This window comes from Variovorax trehalosi (assembly GCF_051216415.1).
GTDB lineage: Bacteria > Pseudomonadota > Gammaproteobacteria > Burkholderiales > Burkholderiaceae_C > Variovorax.
This window is the reverse complement of record NZ_JBPJZG010000008.1, coordinates 84,488-102,431: the sequence shown is the minus strand read 5'-3', so window position 1 is coordinate 102,431 and position 17,944 is coordinate 84,488. Positions and strand designations below refer to the sequence as shown.

The window sequence follows — 17,944 nt, the reverse complement described above, 5'->3', positions numbered from 1 at the left end:
CTGCGAGGAAACCTGCATGTCTTCATCCGTCACGGCGCGAGCCGCCACGTTCGCCCAGGTTCTGAAGCGCGTCTTTGCGCTGGCGGCGCCTTATTTCAGGTCCGAGGAGAAATGGCGCGCGAGGACCATGTTCGCGGCGATCGTCGCGCTCAACCTGGCCTACGTCTACGCGCTGGTGCTCTTCAATCAGTGGTACGGGCGCTTCTATGACGGACTGCAGAACAAGGATGCAACCGTGTTCTGGCGCGAGATTCGCGTGTTCTGCGTGCTGGCCTTCTTCAACATCCTGCTGCAGGTGCTCAAGTTCTACGTGACGCAACTGCTGCAATTGCGCTGGCGCACCTGGATGACGCGCGACTACATGACGCGCTGGATGGCCAACCGCACCTTTTATCACCTGGAACTCGCGCGCTATGCGGGCAAGGACGGCCAGACGCCGGACAACCCCGACCAGCGCATCCAGGAAGACATGCAGCTTTTCACCGACTACACGATGACGCTGTCGATGGGCCTGCTCAACGCGGTGGTCACGCTGGTGAGCTTCGTCGGCATCCTCTGGGGGCTGTCGGGCAGCTTCGAATTCTCGATGGGCGGGACCACCTACCAGATCGTGGGCGCCATGGTGTGGCTGGCGGTGGCGTACTGCGTGGTGGGCACGGTCATCACGCACTTCATCGGCCGTCCGCTGATCGGCACCAACTTCCGCCAGCAGCGCTTCGAGGCCGACTTCCGGCACCACTTGGTGCGGGTGCGCGAATACAGCGAGGCGATTGCGCTGGACCGGGGCGAGAAGGTCGAGCACGGCCAGCTCGACGTGCGCTTCGGCAGCGTGCTGCGCAATTACCTGCTGCTCATCAAACAGCAGAAGAACCTGATCACCTTCACCTCGTTCTTCGGGCAGGCTGCGGTGATCTTCCCGTTCGTGGTGGCCGCGCCGCGCTTCTTCAGCGGCGCCATTCAATTGGGCCAGCTGATGCAGATTTCGTCGGCCTTCGGCAAGGTGCAGGATTCGCTGAGCTGGTTCGTGGATAACTACGACAAGGTCGCCGTCTGGCGCGCCACCACCGACCGTCTGACCACCTTCGACGACGCGATGCGCGCCCATGCGGTGCAGGCCATGCCGCTGGAACGCGGCGAGGCCGCCGAACTGCGCAGCGACGACCTCTCGGTGGCGCTGCCCAACGGCACCTCGCTGCTGAGCGGCGCCGCGCTGGCCGTGAAGCCCGGAGACAGCGTGCTGCTGCAGGGCCCCTCGGGCAGCGGCAAGTCGACGTTGTTCCGCTCCTTTGCCGGCATCTGGCCGTTCGCCAGCGGCCATGTGAAGGTGCCGGACGATGCGGTCTTCATGCCCCAGCGCCCCTACGTGCCCGACGGCAAGCTGCGCGACGCGCTGACCTACCCGAACCCCGCCGCCGATTTCACCGACGACCAGCTGCGCCAAGCCCTGACCGACGCCTTGCTCCCCGACCTCGCCAGCCGCCTCGACGACAGCGACTCATGGAGCCAGAAGCTCTCCGGCGGCGAACAGCAGCGCCTGGCCATCGCGCGGGTGCTGCTGAAAAAACCGGCATGGCTCTTCGCCGACGAGATCACCAGCGCCCTCGATGCGAAGGCCGAGGGCGAGCTCTACAAGCGGTTGTCGGACACGGTGCATGCGGCGGGCGGCGCGATGGTGTCGATCGCGCACCGCGCGGCGGTGGGCGATTTCCACAACCAGCGCTGGACACTGGTGCCGCAGGAAGAAGGCGCGGCCGGTGGCGCGCGCTACCGGTTGAACGTCTCCACTGCCACTCAGCCGACAGCGGCCTGACCGGAATAGCGCTCCCAGCCCTTCTTGCGCAGGTCGCAGGCGGGGCATTCGCCACACCCATAGCCCCAGGCCTGGCGGTGCACGCGGTCGCCGAGGTAGCAGGTGTGGGTCTCTTCCACGATCAAGTCGACCAGCGGCTCGCCGCCGAGGCGGTGCGCCATCTGCCAGGTCTCGGCCTTGTCGATCCACATGAGCGGCGTCTCGATGACGAGGCGGCGCTCCAGGCCGAGCGAGAGCGCGAGCTGCATCGCCTTCATGGTGTCGTCGCGGCAGTCGGGGTAGCCCGAGAAGTCGGTCTCGCAGACGCCGGTGACGATCACCTGCAGCCCGCGCCGGTAGGCCAGCGCGCCGGCCAGCGTGAGGAACAGCAGGTTGCGCCCGGGCACGAAGGTGTTGGGCAGGCCGTCGGCCTGCATCGCGAAGGCCACCTCCTCGGTGAGCGAGGAACCGCCGAGCTGGGCCAGCGCCGCGAGCGTGAGCACATGGTCTTCGCCCAGGCGCGGCGCCCAGTCGGGAAAGCGCTCGCGCATCTGCGCGAGGATGGTGCCGCGCACGTCGAGCTCGACGCGGTGGCGCTGCCCGTAGTCGAAGCCCAGCGTCTCGACGCGCTGGTACTTCGAGAGCGCGTCGGCGAGGCAGGTGGTCGAGTCCTGGCCGCCGGAGAACAAGACGAGGGCGGTGGTGTGCAGGGGCATGTCCGTCAGCGGGGCCGTTGTAGTCCAAAGACGCGATTTTCGCAGGCCCGCCGGGGGCGCGGATACGATCCCGCGGATGAGCACCAAACACCTCGTCGCATGGGCCGCCACCTTCATCGTGCTGCTGGTGATCGACATGTTCTGGCTCGGCGTCGTCGCCAAGAACATGTACCAGCAGGCCATGGGCGACCTGATGTCGCCAGAGCCCCGGCTGGCCTTCGCGGCGATGTTCTACCTGCTGTACCCGGTCGGCTTGCTGATCTTCGCGATCCTGCCGGGCATCGATGCGCAGAGCGTGACGCGGGCGGCGGTGCTGGGCGGGCTCTTCGGGCTCTTCTGCTACAGCACCTACGACCTGACCAACCTGGCGGTGATCCGCAACTGGCCACTGGCCCTGTCGTTCATCGACATCGCCTGGGGCACGCTGGTGAGCGGCGTGGCCGCGGCGGCCGGCGCCCTGGCTTTGCGCTGGTTCGCCGGGCGTTGATTTCGCCCCACACCATGACTTTAGTCAGGGGGCCGTAGCCCCCTGCCGGGGGAAAATCCTGCCCCAACAATGCAGGGGACACAGGAATGAGCGAGCGCGGCACCGCGATCAGCTTCGAAGACTTTCAGGGCACACGCAATTTCGCCGCACTCGATGGCCTGCGGGCCGTCTCCGTCTTCCTCGTCTTCAGTGACCATTTCGGCGGCATCGGCTGGACGCGTTTCTCGGGCTGGCTCGGCGTCCACGCCTTCTTCGTCCTCTCCGGCTTCCTGATCACCACGCTGCTGCTGCGCGAGCGCGACAGCACCGGCAGCGTGTCGCTCAAGGCGTTCTACATCCGCCGCAGCACCCGCCTGTTGCCGCTCTACCTGCTGGTCTTCCTGGCCGTGCTGGGCCTGAGCCATGTCGCGCAAGACGGCACCTGGGAGCAGATGAAGGCGGCCACGCCCTACTACCTGACGCTGCTCAACGAGCTGGCCGACATGGCGCCCCTGCACATGACCTGGACGCTGGGCGTGGAGTGGAAGTACTACCTGCTCTGGCCGACGCTGCTCGTGGTCTTCGGCACGACGCTCCGGTCGGGCCTCGCGACCGTCGGCTTCTGCCTCACGGCGCTGGCCATGGTCGGCATCGGCGACTTTCACTGGAAACTGCTGCTGCCGCAGAACTACGTCGGCATGCTGTTCGGCTCGGGGCTGGCCATTCTGATGAATTCGCGGCGCACCTTCGGGCTGGTTCGCTGCCTCATGAACCATGGCGTGGCCATCGCGCTCGGGCTGGCGCTGCTGGTGGTGCACCGGCGCTTCCCGGTGATTGCCGGGCGCATCGGCGATGCGTCGGCCATCGCGGTGTACAGCCTGCTGATCGCGATGCTGATCCCGGCCCTGATCGCCGCCCGCACCTGGGTCGCCCGGGCGCTGGCGTCGAAGCCTCTGGTGTTCGTCGGGCATCGCTCGTATGCGATGTACCTGGTGCAGTACGTCGCGGCCCATACGGTGATCGCTATGCTGCCGGCCCCCACCATCGTGGGCGGCACGCTGCTCTTTCTTTCGTTCGCCATGGCGCTGTTTCTCTCTGATCAGCTTTACCGATGGTTCGAGAAGCCGATCACCGACTGGGGCCACCGCTGGGCCAGGGCGGTGAAGCAGGCGGCGTTGTCGAAGACGCCGCTGCCGGGCTGCGACGCCGCTGGCGCGTTGCGACCGGGCCGCAACCGCAGCCCGCTCTGAATCAGCGCTAGAGAAAGCGCTCGAGCAGCTTGCGCGAAGGCCGGTCCAGCGCCTTCGCATCGGGAATCCGGAACTGCACACCGTGCGCGCTGGCAATCAGCAGCGCGCCGCCTTCGAGCCGGCGGATGTCTTCCTCGGCCTTGAGCACGAAGCTGGTGTCGCCGCGGTCGGTGCTCACGGTCCAGGTGCTGGGCACGCCGAAGCTGGAGACCTTGTGCAGCTTCAGCAGCGTGGGCGCGAAGTCGCGCACAGCCAGCTCTTCTTCGAGCAGCGCCCGGCTCTGCGGCGGCAGCGCCTCGACGCGGTCGATCCAGACCAGCTCGCGGCCGTCGACGCCGACCAGCGAGATGCCCTCGCCGGGCGCCGTGAGCGGAAAGGCGCGCACGGGCGTGATGCCCACATGGCGCTCGCCCTGGGCGTCGATCAGCACGAGGCGGCCGAAGGTATCGCGCTCCATGGCGAAGGTGATGGTGTTGTCGGATGTCATGCGTCACCTGCCGGGTGTGCTGCGTGGCTGATGAGCGGCAGTTGCGCGCCCGCACGCTCGTCTACAGCGCCTTCGCTCGCATCGTCGTCCCCCTGGCGCAGTTGCGCCTGGTAGAGCCGCCAATAGGCACCCTGCTTGGCCATGAGCGCATCGTGCGGCCCGACCTCGACCACCTCGCCGCGGTCCATGACCACGAGCCGGTCGGCCTTGCGCAGCGTCGACAGCCGGTGGGCGATGGCGATGGTGGTGCGGCCCTGCACGAGGTTGTCGAGGGCCTTCTGGATTTCCTTCTCGGTCTCGGTGTCCACCGCCGAGGTGGCCTCGTCGAGGATGAGGATGCGCGGGTCGATGAGCAAGGCGCGCGCAATGCTGATGCGCTGGCGCTCGCCGCCCGAGAGCCCCTGGCCGCGCTCGCCGACCAGCGAGTCGTAGCCATGCGGCAGGCGCAGGATGAAGTCGTGCGCATGCGCGGCGCGGGCCGCGGCCACCACCTCTTCGCGCGTGGCGTCGGGCTTGCCGTAGGCGATGTTCTGGGCGATGGTGCCGAAGAAAAGGAACGGCTCCTGCAGCACCAGCCCCACGTGGCGTCGGTAGTCGGCCACGGCGAAGCGGCGGATGTCGGTGCCGTCGACCTTGATGGCGCCGTCGGTCACGTCGTAGAAGCGGCAGATCAAATTGACCAGCGTGCTCTTGCCCGAGCCGCTGTGGCCCACGAGGCCGATCATCTCGCCGGGCTCGATCACGAGGTCCAGGTCGTGGATCACCGCGCGCGAGCCGTAGCGGAAGCCCAGTCCGCTCATCTCGATGCGCCCCTGCACGCGCTCCACCTTCACCGGGTTCACCGGCTCGGGCACGTTGCTCACGTGGTCGAGGATGTCGAAGATGCGCTTGGCGCCGGCCGCGGCCTTCTGCGTGACCGAGACGATGCGGCTCATCGAATCCATGCGCGTGTAGAAGCGGCCGATGTAGGCGATGAAGGCGGTGAGCACACCCACGGTGATGCTGCCGCGCGAGACCTGCCAGATGCCGAAGCCCCACACCACGAGGAGGCCGATTTCGGTCAGCAGCGACACGGTCGGCGTGAACACCGACCAGGTGCGGTTGAGCTTGTCATTGACCTGCAGGTTGTAGGCGTTGGCGGTGCGGAAGCGGTCGGCTTCGCGACGTTCCTGCGCGAAGGCCTTGACCACGCGGATGCCGGGAATGGTGTCGGCCAGCACGTTGGTCACTTCCGACCAGACGCGGTCGATCTTCTCGAAGCCGGTGCGGAGGCGATCGCGCACCACATGGATCATCCAGGCGATGAAGGGCAGCGGCACCAGCGTGACCACCGCGAGCAGCGGGTTGATGGAGATCAGGATCGCCGCCGTCATGACGATCATCAGCACGTCGTTGGCGAAATCGAGCGCGTGCAGCGACAGGAAGACGTTGATGCGGTCGGTTTCCGAGCCAATGCGCGCCATCAGGTCGCCGGTGCGCTTGCCGCCGAAATAGTCGAGCGGCAGCGTCAGCAGGTGTTCATAAGTGCTGGTGCGCAGGTCGGCGCCGATGCGCTCGGACACCAGCGCCAGCAGATAAGTGCGCGCCCAGCCCAGGCCCCAGCCCAGCAGCGCAGCGCCGAGCAGGCCGCCCAGGTAGAGCCCCACCAGGCCCGGATCGATCTGCTTGCCGTTCTGGAACGGGATCAGGATGTCGTCCATCAACGGGATGGTCAGGTACGGCGGCACCAGCGTGGCGGCGGTCGAGAGCAGGGTCAGGAAAAACCCCAGGAAAAGCTGCTTGCGGTAAGGCTTGGCGAAACGGCCCAGGCGCAGCAGCACCCAGGTCGAAGGCGGAGTCTGGAGTTCGGTGTCGGCCGGTTCGTCGCCGTCGGCGGCTTCGGGTGTCACCTCCGCGACACCGGCCGCGCGCTGGCCGAACAGCTTGAGCAGGCGCAGCGCATGGGCCTGGCTGGCCAATGTGTAACGCCAGCGCGCCAGGCGGCCGTCGGGGCCGATCAGGTCGAGCGTGCCGACGCCCGAATGGTCGGCCAGCTGCAATTGAAGTGCAGGTTCTGTGAGTGGCCACTCACGCCATTCGCCACCCGATTCCAGCGCAATCAGGCGCTGGTCAGTCAGGGCAACCAGGCCGGAAGAGAAACGAAGTTCGTAATCGAGGTCAACCGGCAGTGTTACCAGAACGTTTTCCGCGACTGCGAGCCGGTTTTTCAGCGCGCCTGAAGCCGCCTCGATTTCGCCCTCCCGGGTGCCGACTGGATCGTGATGTTGCATTGTGTTTCTTTGACTCTTGCCCGTCGCGGGCCGCAAGGACCGCGCCATGGCGTCCTTTGTCGGGCGCCGATTCTGACCGATTGCCATGGGCGCGCTTGAAGGCGCCGTGGTGCTCGGCCAAAGCACATCGAACGTTTTCATGACCCGTTTCGACGACATCCGCCTGCTGCGCATCAACTATTTGCGCGGTCCCAACCTCTGGACCTACCGTCCGGTGCTCGAAGTCTGGCTCGACCTGGGCCAACTGGAAGACTTCCCTTCCAACAAGATCGACGGTTTCACCGACCGCCTCACGGCCCTGCTCCCGGCGCTCATCGAGCACCACTGCGGCGTGGGCGAGCGCGGCGGCTTCATCCAGCGGCTGACCGAAGGCACCTGGTCGGGTCATGTGCTCGAACACGTGGTCATCGAACTCCTGAACCTGGCCGGCATGCCGACCGGATTCGGGCAAACCCGTAGCACCTCGGAGCACGGCGTCTACCGCATGGTGTTCCGGGCGCGCGACGAGCAGGTCGCCCGAGTGGCGCTGGCCGAAGGCCACAAGCTCCTGATGGCCGCCATCAACAACGACCCGTTCACCGCTGGCGACGTGCAGAAGGCCGTCGACGCGGTCAAGGCCAAGGTCGAGGACTGCTACCTCGGCCCGAGCACCGCCGCCATCGTCTCCGCCGCCACCGACCGCGGCATCCCGCACATGCGGCTGAACAGCGGCAACCTCGTGCAACTGGGCTACGGCGCCAACCAGCAGCGCATCTGGACCGCCGAGACCGACTACACCAGCGCCATCGGCGAATCGATCGCCAGCGACAAGGAACTGACCAAGTCCCTGCTCGCGAGCTGCGGCGTGCCGGTGCCCGAAGGCCAGATCGTTTCCAGCGCCGAAGAAGCCTGGGAAGCCGCTGAAGACATCGGCCTGCCGGTGGTCGTGAAACCCTCGGACGCCAACCACGGCCGCGGCGTGTCGCTCGAACTGACGACGCGCGAAGAAGTCATGGCAGCCTTCGCGGTCGCCGAACCCGAAGGCAGCGACGTGATGGTCGAGCGCTTCATCCGCGGCCACGAGCACCGCCTGCTGGTGGTGGGCGGCGAAGTGGTGGCGGCCGCGCGCGGCGAGATCATCACCGTGACCGGCGACGGCAAGTCGAGCGTGGCCGAACTCATCGAAAAGCAGCTCAACAGCGACCCGCGCCGCGGCGCGGAAGAGGAATACCCGCTCGACCTGATCGTGCTGGCCACCGACGCCAAGCTGCAGCTCGAACTCAAGCGTCAGGAACTGGACGGCGCCGCAGTGCCGGCCGCCGGCCGCGTGGTCACGATCCAGCGCAACGGCAACATGGCCAACGACTGCACCGACCAGGTCCACCCCGAAGTCGCGCACGCCGCCGTGCTGGCCGCGCGCGTGGTGGGCCTCGACATCGCGGGCATCGACCTCGTGGCGCTGGACATCTCCAAGCCGCTCGGCCCGCAGCGCGGCGCGATCGTCGAAGTCAACGCCGGCCCGGGCCTCCTGATGCACCTGAAGCCGGCGGTCGGCTCGCCGCGCCCGGTGGGCCGCGCGATCTGCGACCACCTGTTCCCCAACGACGCGCCCGGCCGCATTCCCGTGGTCGGCGTGGCCGGCTCGCAGGACACCGCGGTGCTCGCGCGCCTCGTGGCCTGGCTCATCAACCTGGGCGGGCGCCACACGGGTCTCGCCTGCCGGGACGGCCTGTTCCTCGAGCGCCGCCGCGTCGATGCGCGCGACAGCGCCAACTGGGAAGCCGGCCATCGCCTGCTCGTGAACCGCGCCGTGCAGGCGGTGGTGATCGAGAACGGCGCCGAGACCATCCTGCGCGACGGCCTGGCCTACGACCGCTGCGAAGTCGGCATCGTGACCGACCTCGAAGGCGCCGAAGCGCTCGCCGACTACGACATCACCGAGAGCGACCAGATGGTCAAGGTGCTGCGCACGCAGGTCGACGTGGTGCTGGGCGAAGGCACGGCCGTCCTGAACGCGGCCGATGCGCGCGTGGCCGGCCTCGCGCCGCTGTGTGATGGCGCCGTCATCCTCTATTCGGCCGACCCGCAGGCCGCCGCGCTCACCGCGCACCAGACCGCCGGCGGCAAGGCCGTGCTCGTGCGCCAGGACCGCGTGGTGCTGGCCAACGGCAGCAGCGAATCGTTCCTGCCGGGCCTGGGACGCCTGACGATCTGGCGTGCCACCCATGCCGGCGTGACCCTCGAAAGCCTGCTGGCCGCCGTGGCCGCCGCCTGGGCCATGGGCATTCCGCTGAACCTGATCGGCGCCGGCGTGGAGGCTTTCGAAGCCGACCTGCAGGCCGCGCTCGCATCACTGCAGTTGTCGCAGACCCAGCCTCTCCAACCCCAATTCGCCTGAGGCCCTGCGCCTCTCGCCAGATCGCAAGCTGTCGTAGCCCCATGAAAGTCACCCGCATCCGAGCCCTTCGCGGGCCCAATCTCTGGAGCCGCCACACCGCCATCGAAGCGGTCGTGGCCTGCGAAGGCGATGAAAACGCCATCAGCAAGCTCGCCGGTTTCGAAGCGCGCCTCCGCGCCCGCTTCCCGACCATCGGCGAACTGCACCCGATGGTGCTGGGCCAGCCGCTGGCGCTCGCCCACGTGCTGGAAAACGCGGCCGTGGCGCTGCAGGCGCAGGCCGGCTGCGCCGTCAACTTCGGCCACACCGCGCCGACGGTGGAAGACGGCGTCTACCAGGTCGTCTTTCAATACAGCGAAGAAGCCGTGGGCCGCCGCGCGATCGAACTGGCCGACCAGCTGATCGCCGCCGCGCAGGCCGACACGCCCTTCGACGCCACCGCCGCCATCACCGAGCTGCGCGACCTCGACGAATCCGAGCGCCTCGGCCCGAGCACCGGCTCCATCGTCGATGCGGCCGTGGCGCGCGGCATTCCGTACCGCCGCCTCACGAGCGGCAGCCTGGTGCAGTTCGGCTGGGGTTCCAAGCAGCGCCGCATCCAGGCGGCCGAGGTCGACAGCACCAGCGGCGTGGCCGAATCGATCGCGCAGGACAAGGAACTGACCAAGCAGTTGCTCAACGCCGCCGGCGTGCCGGTGCCGCTGGGCCGCCCCGTCTCCAGCGCCGAAGACGGCTGGGCCGCCGCCGGGGAAATCGGCCTGCCGGTCGTGGTCAAGCCGCAGGACGGCAACCAAGGCAAGGGCGTCACCGTCAACATCACCACGCAGGAGCAACTGACCTCGGCCTACGATTCGGCCGCCGTCTACGGCGAGGTGATGGTCGAGAAATTCCTGCCGGGCTTCGACTTCCGCCTGCTGGTGGTCGGCGACCGGCTCGTGGCCGCCGCGCGGCGCGATCCGCCGCAGGTGATCGGCGACGGCCAGCTCACCGTGCGCCAGCTCGTGGACGCGGTGAACCTCGACCCACGCCGCGGCGAGGGCCACGCCACCTCGCTCACCAAGATCCGCCTCGATGACATCGCCATCGGCCGGCTCGAATCGCAGGGCCTCACGCCCGAGAGCGTGCCCGAGCGCGGCCAGCGCGTGGTGTTGCGCAACAACGCGAACCTCTCCACCGGCGGCACCGCCACCGACGTGACCGACACCGTGCACCCCGAAGTGGCCGCGCGCGCAGTCGATGCGGCGCAGATGGTCGGGCTGCACATCTGCGGCGTCGACATGGTCTGCGAGAACGTGCTGCGCCCGCTCGAAGAGCAGCACGGCGGCGTGGTCGAGGTGAACGCCGCGCCGGGCCTTCGCATGCACATCTCGCCCTCGTTCGGCCGCGGCCGCGCGGTCGGCGAAGCGGTGATGGACACCATGTTCGCGCACGGCGACGACGGCCGCATTCCGGTGGTCGCGGTCACCGGCACCAACGGCAAGACGACCACCGCGCGCCTCATCAACCACCTGCTCGCTTCGAGCGGCCTGCGCACCGGCATGACCAACACCGACGGCGTGTACGTCGATGGCCGCCAGACCGACAGCGGCGATTGCAGCGGCCCCAAGAGCGCACGCAACGTGCTGATGCACCCCGACGTCGATGCGGCTGTGTTCGAAGTGGCCCGCGGCGGCGTGCTGCGCGAAGGTCTCGGCTTCGACCGCTGCCAGGTGGCCGTGGTCACCAACATCGGCAGCGGCGACCACCTGGGGCTGAACTACATCACCACCGTGGAAGACCTCGCGGTGCTCAAGCGCGTGATCGTTCGCAATGTGGCGGCCGACGGCTATGCAGTGCTCAACGCGGCCGACGTGAACGTCGCCGCGATGGCGGCCGGCTGCCCCGGCCATGTGATCTTCTTCACCGCCGACCGCATGCATCCGGTCATGGCCACGCACCGCGCGCAAGGCAAGCGCACCGTGTATGTCGACCAGGACACGCTGGTGGCCGCCGAAGGCTCGTGGCGCGAGCGCATTCCGCTGCGCGATGTGCCGATCACGCGCAACGGCACCATCGGCTTCCAGGTCGACAACGTGATGGCCTCGGTGGCCGCGGCCTGGGCCGTGGGCCTGGACTGGGACACCATCCGCAGCGGCCTCGCGAGCTTCATGAACGACGCGGCCGGCGTGCCGGGGCGCTTCAACGTCATGGACTACCGCGGCGCCACCGTGATCGCCGACTACGGCCACAACACCGACGCGATGCGCGCACTGGTCTCGGCCGTGGACACCATGCCGGCCAACAAGCGCTCGGTGGTGATCAGCGGCGCGGGCGACCGGCGCGATTCGGACATCCGCGACCAGACGGCCATCCTCGGCGAAGCCTTCGACGACGTGATCCTCTATCAGGACGCGGCGCAGAGGGGCCGTGCCGATGGCGAGGTGATGGCGCTGCTGCGCCAGGGCCTGCAGGGCGCGGGCCGCACGCGCCAGATCGACGAGATCCGCGGCGAGTTCGTGGCGATCGATGCGGCGCTGGCCCGCCTGCAGCCAGGTGACCTGTCGCTGATCCTGGTCGATCAGGTCGAGGAAGCGCTCGCTCACCTCGCACAGCGCATCGCAGCAGGCTGATAACCGGGTTGACGGACATGTCCCACACACAGGGGCGTGTCCGGCCCGCCCGCTGAACGGGGCTGTCCCACAGACCCCGCAACCCAGCGAGCAGCAGACTGTGGCTCCGGTCACGAACCTCCAGCGAGGTCGTGCCCCAACCAGGAGCCCGCATGACAACAACAGTTCGTTCCATCCTTTCCGCCACGGCCCTCTTCGCCGCCAGCGGCTTCATCGTCTTCGGCGCACAGACCGCGAGCGCGCAGGCGCCCGGCACCGACGCCCGCGCACAGAAGGAACGCGCCGTCTGCGACGGCGTGCAGCAAGACCGTGCGGCGTGCCTGCGTGAAGCCGGCGCCGCGAAGCAGGAAGCCGGCCGTGCCGGCCTCACCACGCCGAGCCCGGCACGGGGCCAGGTCAATTCCCTGGCGCGCTGCGCCGAACAGCCCGCGGCCGACCAGGCCGACTGCGAAGCCCGCATCAAGGGCGGCGCCCGCACCACCACCGAAGGCAGCGTGATGGGCGGCGGCGTGATCCGCGAAACCGTGACACCTCTTCCGGCGCAACCCGCGCCGGCGCGTTGATTTGCTGACTGACTACGCCAAGGAGCACATCATGAAAAGCAATACCCGTTCGATCGTCCTCGCCCTGCTCGCCGTTGGCGGCATGGCAACAGCCGGCATCGCCACCGCACAAGGCTCGCGTGGAGGCATCTACCAGCAGGAACTCGCGGTCTGCGGCCACAACCAGCAAGACCGCGCCGCCTGCATCCGCGAAGCCGGCGCAGCCCGCCAGGAAGCCGCACGCGGCGGCCTGACCGGCGCACCCGACTACCGCGCCAATGCGCTCGCGCGCTGCGGCCTGCAACAGTCGCCCGGTGACCGCAGGGATTGCGAAGCCCGTGTGCTCGGCGGCGCGGGCAACACCAGTGCCAGCGTCGAAGGCAGCGTGATGGGCGGCGGCGTGATTCGCGAGTCGGTCACCACTGTGGTGATGCCGGCGCCGATGCCCATGGAGCGCGCGCCCGATCCGATGATGGCGCCGCGGCCGATGCCGATGCCGATGCCGATGCCGATGCCGGCACCGTTGCGCTGAGCCTGGCACCCTGCCTACCCGTAGGCCCCGTCTTTGCGCGGGGCTGCGGGCGATGCCCTTGATTGTCACGAGATTGTCATAAAAGGCCGTCGCGTGCTAGCTATAGTTCTCGGTCCCCTGCCACCGAGGAACTCTTTCCCATGAATGCCATCAAGGTCGCTCGCCGATTCATAGAAACGGACCCGGCCAACGAATCGGCCAAGATCCTGGCCCAACTCGTGTTGGCCCTGGAGTCCGAACACAGCTTCGAGCTGGTCACGCTCTACTCCCTCGACTACAAGAGCTTCGAGCTCGCCATGAACATCCTGAAGGAATGGCGGCTCGACCGCTATTACGCCAGCAAGTCCAAGCTGTTCGACCTGTCGCTGCAAGTCACCGAACTCGAGAAGAGCTGAACGCTCCCGTCGCCGGGGTGCCGCTCAAACGAGCATCCCGCCCGACACCTCGATGCGCTGGGCATTCACCCAGCGACTCCCCTCTCCCAGCAAGCCCGCGATCGCACCGCCGATGTCGTCGGGCTTGCCTGCGCGTCCGAGCGCGGTGAAGCCGGCGATCATCGCATTGACCTGCGGGTTGTCGCGCACCATGCCGCCGCTGAAGTCGGTTTCGATCGCGCCCGGCGCGATCGTGTTCACCGCAATGCCGCGTGCACCCAGTTCCTTGGCGAGGTAGCGCGTGAGCACCTCCACGCCGCCCTTCATCGCGGCATAGGCCGAGGCGCCGGCAATCGAGAAGCGGGTCAGTCCCGACGACACGTTGACGATGCGCCCGCCGTCGGCGATCAGCGGCAGCAGCTTCTGCGTGAGGAAGTACGTGCCCTTGAAGTGCACGTTGTAGAGCATGTCGAGCTGCGCTTCGGTCGTGTCCTCGAAGTTCGCATGCAGGCCCACGCCGGCGTTGTTCACCAGGAAGTCGAAGCGCTCGCGCTGCCAGGTGGCGGCCAGCACCGTCTTCACTGAATCGGCAAATGCGGCGAAGGTCTTGCTGTCGCCGACATCGAGCCTGAGCGCGACGGCGCGGCGCCCCTTCGCCTCGATTTCCGACACCACCGCCTGCGCGGCAGCTTCGTTCGACACATAGGTCAGGATCAAATCGACGCCATCTGCGGCAAGCGCCAGCGCGGCGCTGCGGCCGAGGCCACGGCTGCCGCCGGTGATGAGTGCGATGCGGGCAGTATGGGGAACAGGGGTGGTGGAAGCGGTCATTTCAAAGTCCTCGGTGGTTGATCGGTGGATCGATGGATGGACTTTAAGAATTACCGGCAGCAAGATAAATCCTGCCAGGCGTTGCACACTGTTATCCGATCGGGAAACAATCATCGCCATGAACATCGACGAACTGCGCATCTTCTCCAAGGTCGCCGAACTCGCGAGCTTCAGCCGCGCCGCGGACCAGCTCGGCCTGACCCGCGCGCGCGTCTCGGTGGCCGTGCAGCACCTCGAAGAGCGCCTGGGCACGCGGCTCCTTCAGCGCACCACGCGCAGCGTTCGCCTCACCGAAGACGGCGAGCACTTTCTCGACCGCTGCAAGGACTACCTGGCCGAGGGCGAACAGCTGGCCACCATGTTCCGCGCGAACATCGGCGGCCTCACGGGGCGCCTGCGCATCGACCTGCCCGCCACCGTGGCGCGCGACCTCGTCATTCCGCGCCTGCCTGAGTTCCTTGCGCGGCATCCCGCACTGGAGATCGGCATCAGCACCACCGACCGCCGCGTCGACCTCGTGAACGAGGGCTTCGACTGCGTGCTGCGCGTGGGCGTGCTGGGAGATTCCGAACTCGTCGCGCGGCCGCTCGGCCTGATGCGGATGGCCAACGCCGCAAGCCCGGCCTACCTGCAGGCGCATGGCACGCCGCAAACGCTGGCCGACCTCGCGCAGCACCGCATCGTGCATTTCGCGCAGACCCTCTCGCCGAATGACGCGGGTTGGGAATACTTCGACGCAGCCCAAGGCCGCTACCGGATGCAGCCGGTGCGCGCCATCGTCACGGTGAATGGCACCGACGCCTACAACGCCGCGGCGATCGCAGGCCTCGGGCTGATCCAGGCACCGATCGGCGGCCTCCTGCCCTGCTTTGCAGCCGGCTCGCTCGTGCAGGTTATGGCGGCCTTCACCGCGCGCCCGATGCCGGTGTCGCTGGTGTACGTCAACCGGCGCCAGCTCGCGCCGCGCGTGCTCGCGGTGATGAACTGGCTGACCGAGATCCTCGCGCCCTACTTCGTCGAGGACAGCGAACTGGCTATCGCCCCCAGCGCAGCACCAGCGGATCGAGTCGTTTCGCCGTCTCGATCAGGCCAGCGCGCGTCTCGGGATGCATCGCCGGCAGCGGATGCCGCGGCGCCTCGCAAGCGATCACGCCGCCCTCCTTCATGAGCGACTTGCAGGCCAGGAGGCCCGCCTGCCGGTTCTCGTAGTTGATGAGCGGCAGCCACTGCTGGTACAGCGCGAAGGCCTTGTCGCGGTCGCCCGCGCGGTGCGCCTCGATGATCGGTCGGATGCCATCGGGATAGCCGCCGCCGGTCATCGAGCCGGTCGCGCCGGCATCGAGGTCGGGCATCAGCGTGATGGCTTCCTCGCCATCCCACGGGCCTTCGATGGCGTCGCCGCCCAGGCGGATCAGCTCGCGCAGCTTCGCGGCTGCACCCGCCGTCTCGATCTTGAAATACGCGACGTGCTCGATCTCCTTGGCCATGCGCGCAAGGAACGGCGCCGACAGCACCGTGCCGCTCGCGGGTGCGTCCTGGATCATGATGGGAATGCTCACCGCATCCGAGAGCCCCGCATAGAACTCGAAGATCTGCGGCTCGGGCACACGGAAGGTGGCGCCGTGGTACGGCGGCATCACCATCAGCATCGCGGCGCCCATGTCCTGCGCGCGGCGGCTGCGTTCGGCGCAGACCTTGGTGCTGTAGTGCGTGGTGGTCACGATCACCGGCACGCGGCCTTTCACATGCTCGAGCATCGTGCGGGTGAGCACCTCGCGTTCTTCATCGGACAGCACGAACTGCTCCGAGAAATTCGCAAGGATGCACAGGCCATCGGAGCCCGCATCGATCATGAAATCGACGCAGCGCTTCTGGCTTTCGAGGTCGAGCGCGCCCTGTTCGGTGAAGGTGGTCGGCACCACCGGGAAGATGCCGCGGTATCTGGGGGTCATGGTGTGTGTGGTCAGTGGGAATGACGGGGAACGGCGGAGCCTCTGCAGCCCACCAGAAAGTCGAAGTCGCAGCCCTCGTCGGCCTGCAGCACGTGGTTGACGTAGAGCTTCTGGTAGCCGCCGCCGCGCGTGCTCATGGGCTGCGCATCGGAGGCGGACAGCGACGCCAGGCGGGCAGCCAGCTCTTCATCGCTGATGTCCAGGTGCAGGCGCCCCGCATCGCAATCGAGCTCGATCCAGTCGCCATCGCGCACTGCTGCAAGCGGACCGCCATCCGCGGCTTCGGGCGCGACGTGCAGCACCACCGTGCCATAGGCCGTGCCGCTCATGCGCGCATCCGAGATGCGCACCATGTCCTTCACGCCCTGGCGCAGCAGCTTCGGCGGCAGCCCCATGTTGCCCACCTCGGCCATGCCGGGGTAGCCCTTGGGGCCGCAGTTCTTCAGCACCATCACGCAGCTCGCATCGATGTCGAGCGACTCGTCGACGATGCGTTCCTTGTAGTGCTCCAGGTTCTCGAACACCACGGCGCGGCCGCGGTGCTTGAGCAGTTCGGGCGTTGCCGCCGAGGGCTTGAGCACCGCGCCGCGCGGCGAGAGATTGCCGCGCAGGATGCGGATGCCGCCATCGGCGATCAGCGGGTTGTCGAGCGGACGGATCACCTCGTCGTTCAGGCTCGGCGCCTCGCGCACGTTGTCCCAGATCGACTGGCCGTTGACGGTGAGCGCGCCGGGGTGCGGCAGCAATCCGTTCTCGCCGAGGCGGCGCAACACGGCGGGCAAACCACCCGCGTAGTAGAACTCCTCCATCAGGAAGCGGCCCGAGGGCATCAGGTCCACGATCGTTGGCGTATCGCTGCCGATGCGCGTCCAGTCTTCCAGTTCGAGATCGACGCCGATGCGGCCCGCAATCGCCTTCAGGTGAATCACCGCATTGGTCGATCCGCCGATGGCCGCGTTCACGCGGATGGCGTTCTCGAAAGCCTCGCGCGTGAGGATCTTCGAGAGCGTGAGCCCTTCCTTGGCCATCTGCACCGCGCGCATGCCCGACATCTGCGCGAGCACGTAGCGCCGCGCATCGACCGCCGGAATCGCCGCGTTGTGCGGCAGCGAAGTGCCCAGCGCCTCGGCCATGCAGGCCATGGTCGAGGCCGTGCCCATCGTGTTGCAGGTGCCCGCCGAGCGCGACATGCCGCCTTCGGCCGAGAGGAACTGATGCAGGTTGATCTCGCCCGCCTTCAACGATTCGTGCAGCTGCCACACGGCGGTGCCCGAGCCGATGTCCTTGCCGTCGAGCTTGCCGTTGAGCATCGGCCCGCCGGTCACCACGATAGCCGGGATGTCGCAGCTTGCCGCGCCCATCAAGAGCGCGGGCGTGGTCTTGTCGCAGCCGGTGAGCAGCACCACCGCGTCGACCGGGTTGCCGCGAATCGCTTCTTCCACGTCCATGCTCGCGAGGTTGCGCGTGAGCATCGCGGTGGGCCGCAGGTTCGACTCGCCGTTCGAGAACACCGGAAACTCGACGGGAAAACCACCCGCTTCGGAAATTCCGCGCTTCACATGCTCCGCGATCTTGCGGAAGTGCGCGTTGCAGGGCGTGAGCTCCGACCAGGTGTTGCAGATGCCGACGATCGGCCGGCCATCGAACTCATGGTCCGGAATGCCCTGGTTCTTCATCCAGCTGCGGTACATGAAGCCGTTCTTGTCGGCCGAGCCGAACCATTCGGTCGAGCGCAATTTCTTTGTCATC

At 67.6% G+C, this 17,944-nt stretch carries 14 protein-coding genes and 1 pseudogene; 9 read left to right on the top strand and 6 right to left on the bottom strand.

All coding sequences use genetic code 11. The annotated features are described in order from the left end of the window. Positions 1–16 precede the first annotated feature (16 nt). Positions 17–1,810 carry an ABC transporter ATP-binding protein/permease gene (locus ACSFA7_RS27025; RefSeq protein WP_435502209.1) on the top strand — a complete coding sequence of 598 codons (1,794 nt, stop codon included), beginning with the start codon at positions 17–19 and terminating at the stop codon, positions 1,808–1,810. On the opposite strand, the gene queC is transcribed toward ACSFA7_RS27025, so the two are convergent. Next, positions 1,792–2,505, bottom strand: coding sequence for a 7-cyano-7-deazaguanine synthase QueC (gene queC / locus ACSFA7_RS27020; RefSeq protein ID WP_435502208.1), 714 nt, complete (start codon positions 2,503–2,505; stop codon positions 1,792–1,794). The two genes, ACSFA7_RS27025 and queC, sit on opposite strands and share 19 nt — an antisense overlap. A gap of 76 nt (positions 2,506–2,581) precedes the next feature. Here queC and ACSFA7_RS27015 point away from each other — a divergent pair, with 76 nt between their 5' ends. Next, positions 2,582–2,992: a DUF2177 family protein gene (locus ACSFA7_RS27015; protein WP_435502207.1), complete on the top strand. Its 411-nt coding sequence runs from the start codon at positions 2,582–2,584 to the stop codon at positions 2,990–2,992. A gap of 86 nt (positions 2,993–3,078) precedes the next feature. After that, the gene (locus ACSFA7_RS27010; protein ID WP_435502206.1) at positions 3,079–4,221 is read left to right on the top strand and encodes an acyltransferase family protein; all 1,143 of its coding nucleotides are present in this window, start codon (positions 3,079–3,081) and stop codon (positions 4,219–4,221) included. A gap of 7 nt (positions 4,222–4,228) precedes the next feature. Here the strand turns inward: ACSFA7_RS27010 and ACSFA7_RS27005 are convergent, their stop codons facing one another. Together ACSFA7_RS27005 and ACSFA7_RS27000 are read right to left on the bottom strand one after the other, a co-directional pair. Continuing rightward, entirely contained in the window at positions 4,229–4,708 is a 480-nt protein-coding gene (locus tag ACSFA7_RS27005; RefSeq protein WP_435502205.1) for a cyanophycin metabolism-associated DUF1854 family protein, read from the bottom strand. Beyond that, on the bottom strand, positions 4,705–6,978 hold the full coding sequence (locus ACSFA7_RS27000) for a cyanophycin metabolism-associated ABC transporter (RefSeq protein ID WP_435502204.1): 2,274 nt from the start codon (positions 6,976–6,978) through the stop codon (positions 4,705–4,707). Before ACSFA7_RS27000 ends, ACSFA7_RS27005 begins: the two co-directional genes overlap by 4 nt. A 139-nt stretch (positions 6,979–7,117) precedes the next feature. Here ACSFA7_RS27000 and ACSFA7_RS26995 point away from each other — a divergent pair, with 139 nt between their 5' ends. The 5 genes from ACSFA7_RS26995 (at position 7,118) to ACSFA7_RS26975 (ending at position 13,433) form a co-directional block, all read left to right on the top strand. Beyond that, positions 7,118–9,355, top strand: coding sequence for a cyanophycin synthetase (locus tag ACSFA7_RS26995; protein WP_435502203.1), 2,238 nt, complete (start codon positions 7,118–7,120; stop codon positions 9,353–9,355). Between the two features lie 41 nt (positions 9,356–9,396). Then, positions 9,397–11,964, top strand: a complete 2,568-nt coding sequence (gene cphA / locus ACSFA7_RS26990; RefSeq protein WP_435502202.1) for a cyanophycin synthetase — start codon at positions 9,397–9,399, stop codon at positions 11,962–11,964. A gap of 152 nt (positions 11,965–12,116) precedes the next feature. Continuing rightward, entirely contained in the window at positions 12,117–12,527 is a 411-nt protein-coding gene (locus ACSFA7_RS26985; RefSeq protein ID WP_435502201.1) for a hypothetical protein, read from the top strand. 31 nt (positions 12,528–12,558) lie between these two features. Beyond that, positions 12,559–13,038: a hypothetical protein gene (locus tag ACSFA7_RS26980; RefSeq protein ID WP_435502200.1), complete on the top strand. Its 480-nt coding sequence runs from the start codon at positions 12,559–12,561 to the stop codon at positions 13,036–13,038. Positions 13,039–13,178: 140 nt separating this feature from the next. Next, positions 13,179–13,433, top strand: a complete 255-nt coding sequence (locus tag ACSFA7_RS26975; protein ID WP_435502199.1) for a hypothetical protein — start codon at positions 13,179–13,181, stop codon at positions 13,431–13,433. A 24-nt stretch (positions 13,434–13,457) separates the two neighbouring features. Here ACSFA7_RS26975 and ACSFA7_RS26970 read toward each other — a convergent pair whose 3' ends face one another. Next, the gene (locus ACSFA7_RS26970) at positions 13,458–14,243 is read right to left on the bottom strand and encodes an SDR family NAD(P)-dependent oxidoreductase (RefSeq protein ID WP_435502198.1); all 786 of its coding nucleotides are present in this window, start codon (positions 14,241–14,243) and stop codon (positions 13,458–13,460) included. Between ACSFA7_RS26970 and ACSFA7_RS26965 the strand changes: the two are divergent. Then, positions 14,194–15,228, top strand: a pseudogene (locus tag ACSFA7_RS26965) (LysR family transcriptional regulator); the annotation flags it as partial. The gene ACSFA7_RS26970 and the pseudogene ACSFA7_RS26965 overlap by 50 nt on opposite strands. 49 nt (positions 15,229–15,277) lie before the next feature. On the opposite strand, the gene ACSFA7_RS26960 reads toward ACSFA7_RS26965, so the two are convergent. Further along, positions 15,278–16,195, bottom strand: a complete 918-nt coding sequence (locus tag ACSFA7_RS26960; protein WP_435502197.1) for a dihydrodipicolinate synthase family protein — start codon at positions 16,193–16,195, stop codon at positions 15,278–15,280. Between the two features lie 11 nt (positions 16,196–16,206). Beyond that, positions 16,207–17,943 (bottom strand): IlvD/Edd family dehydratase, encoded by a 1,737-nt coding sequence (locus tag ACSFA7_RS26955; RefSeq protein ID WP_435502196.1) that lies wholly within the window; start codon positions 17,941–17,943, stop codon positions 16,207–16,209. Position 17,944 lies beyond the last annotated feature (1 nt).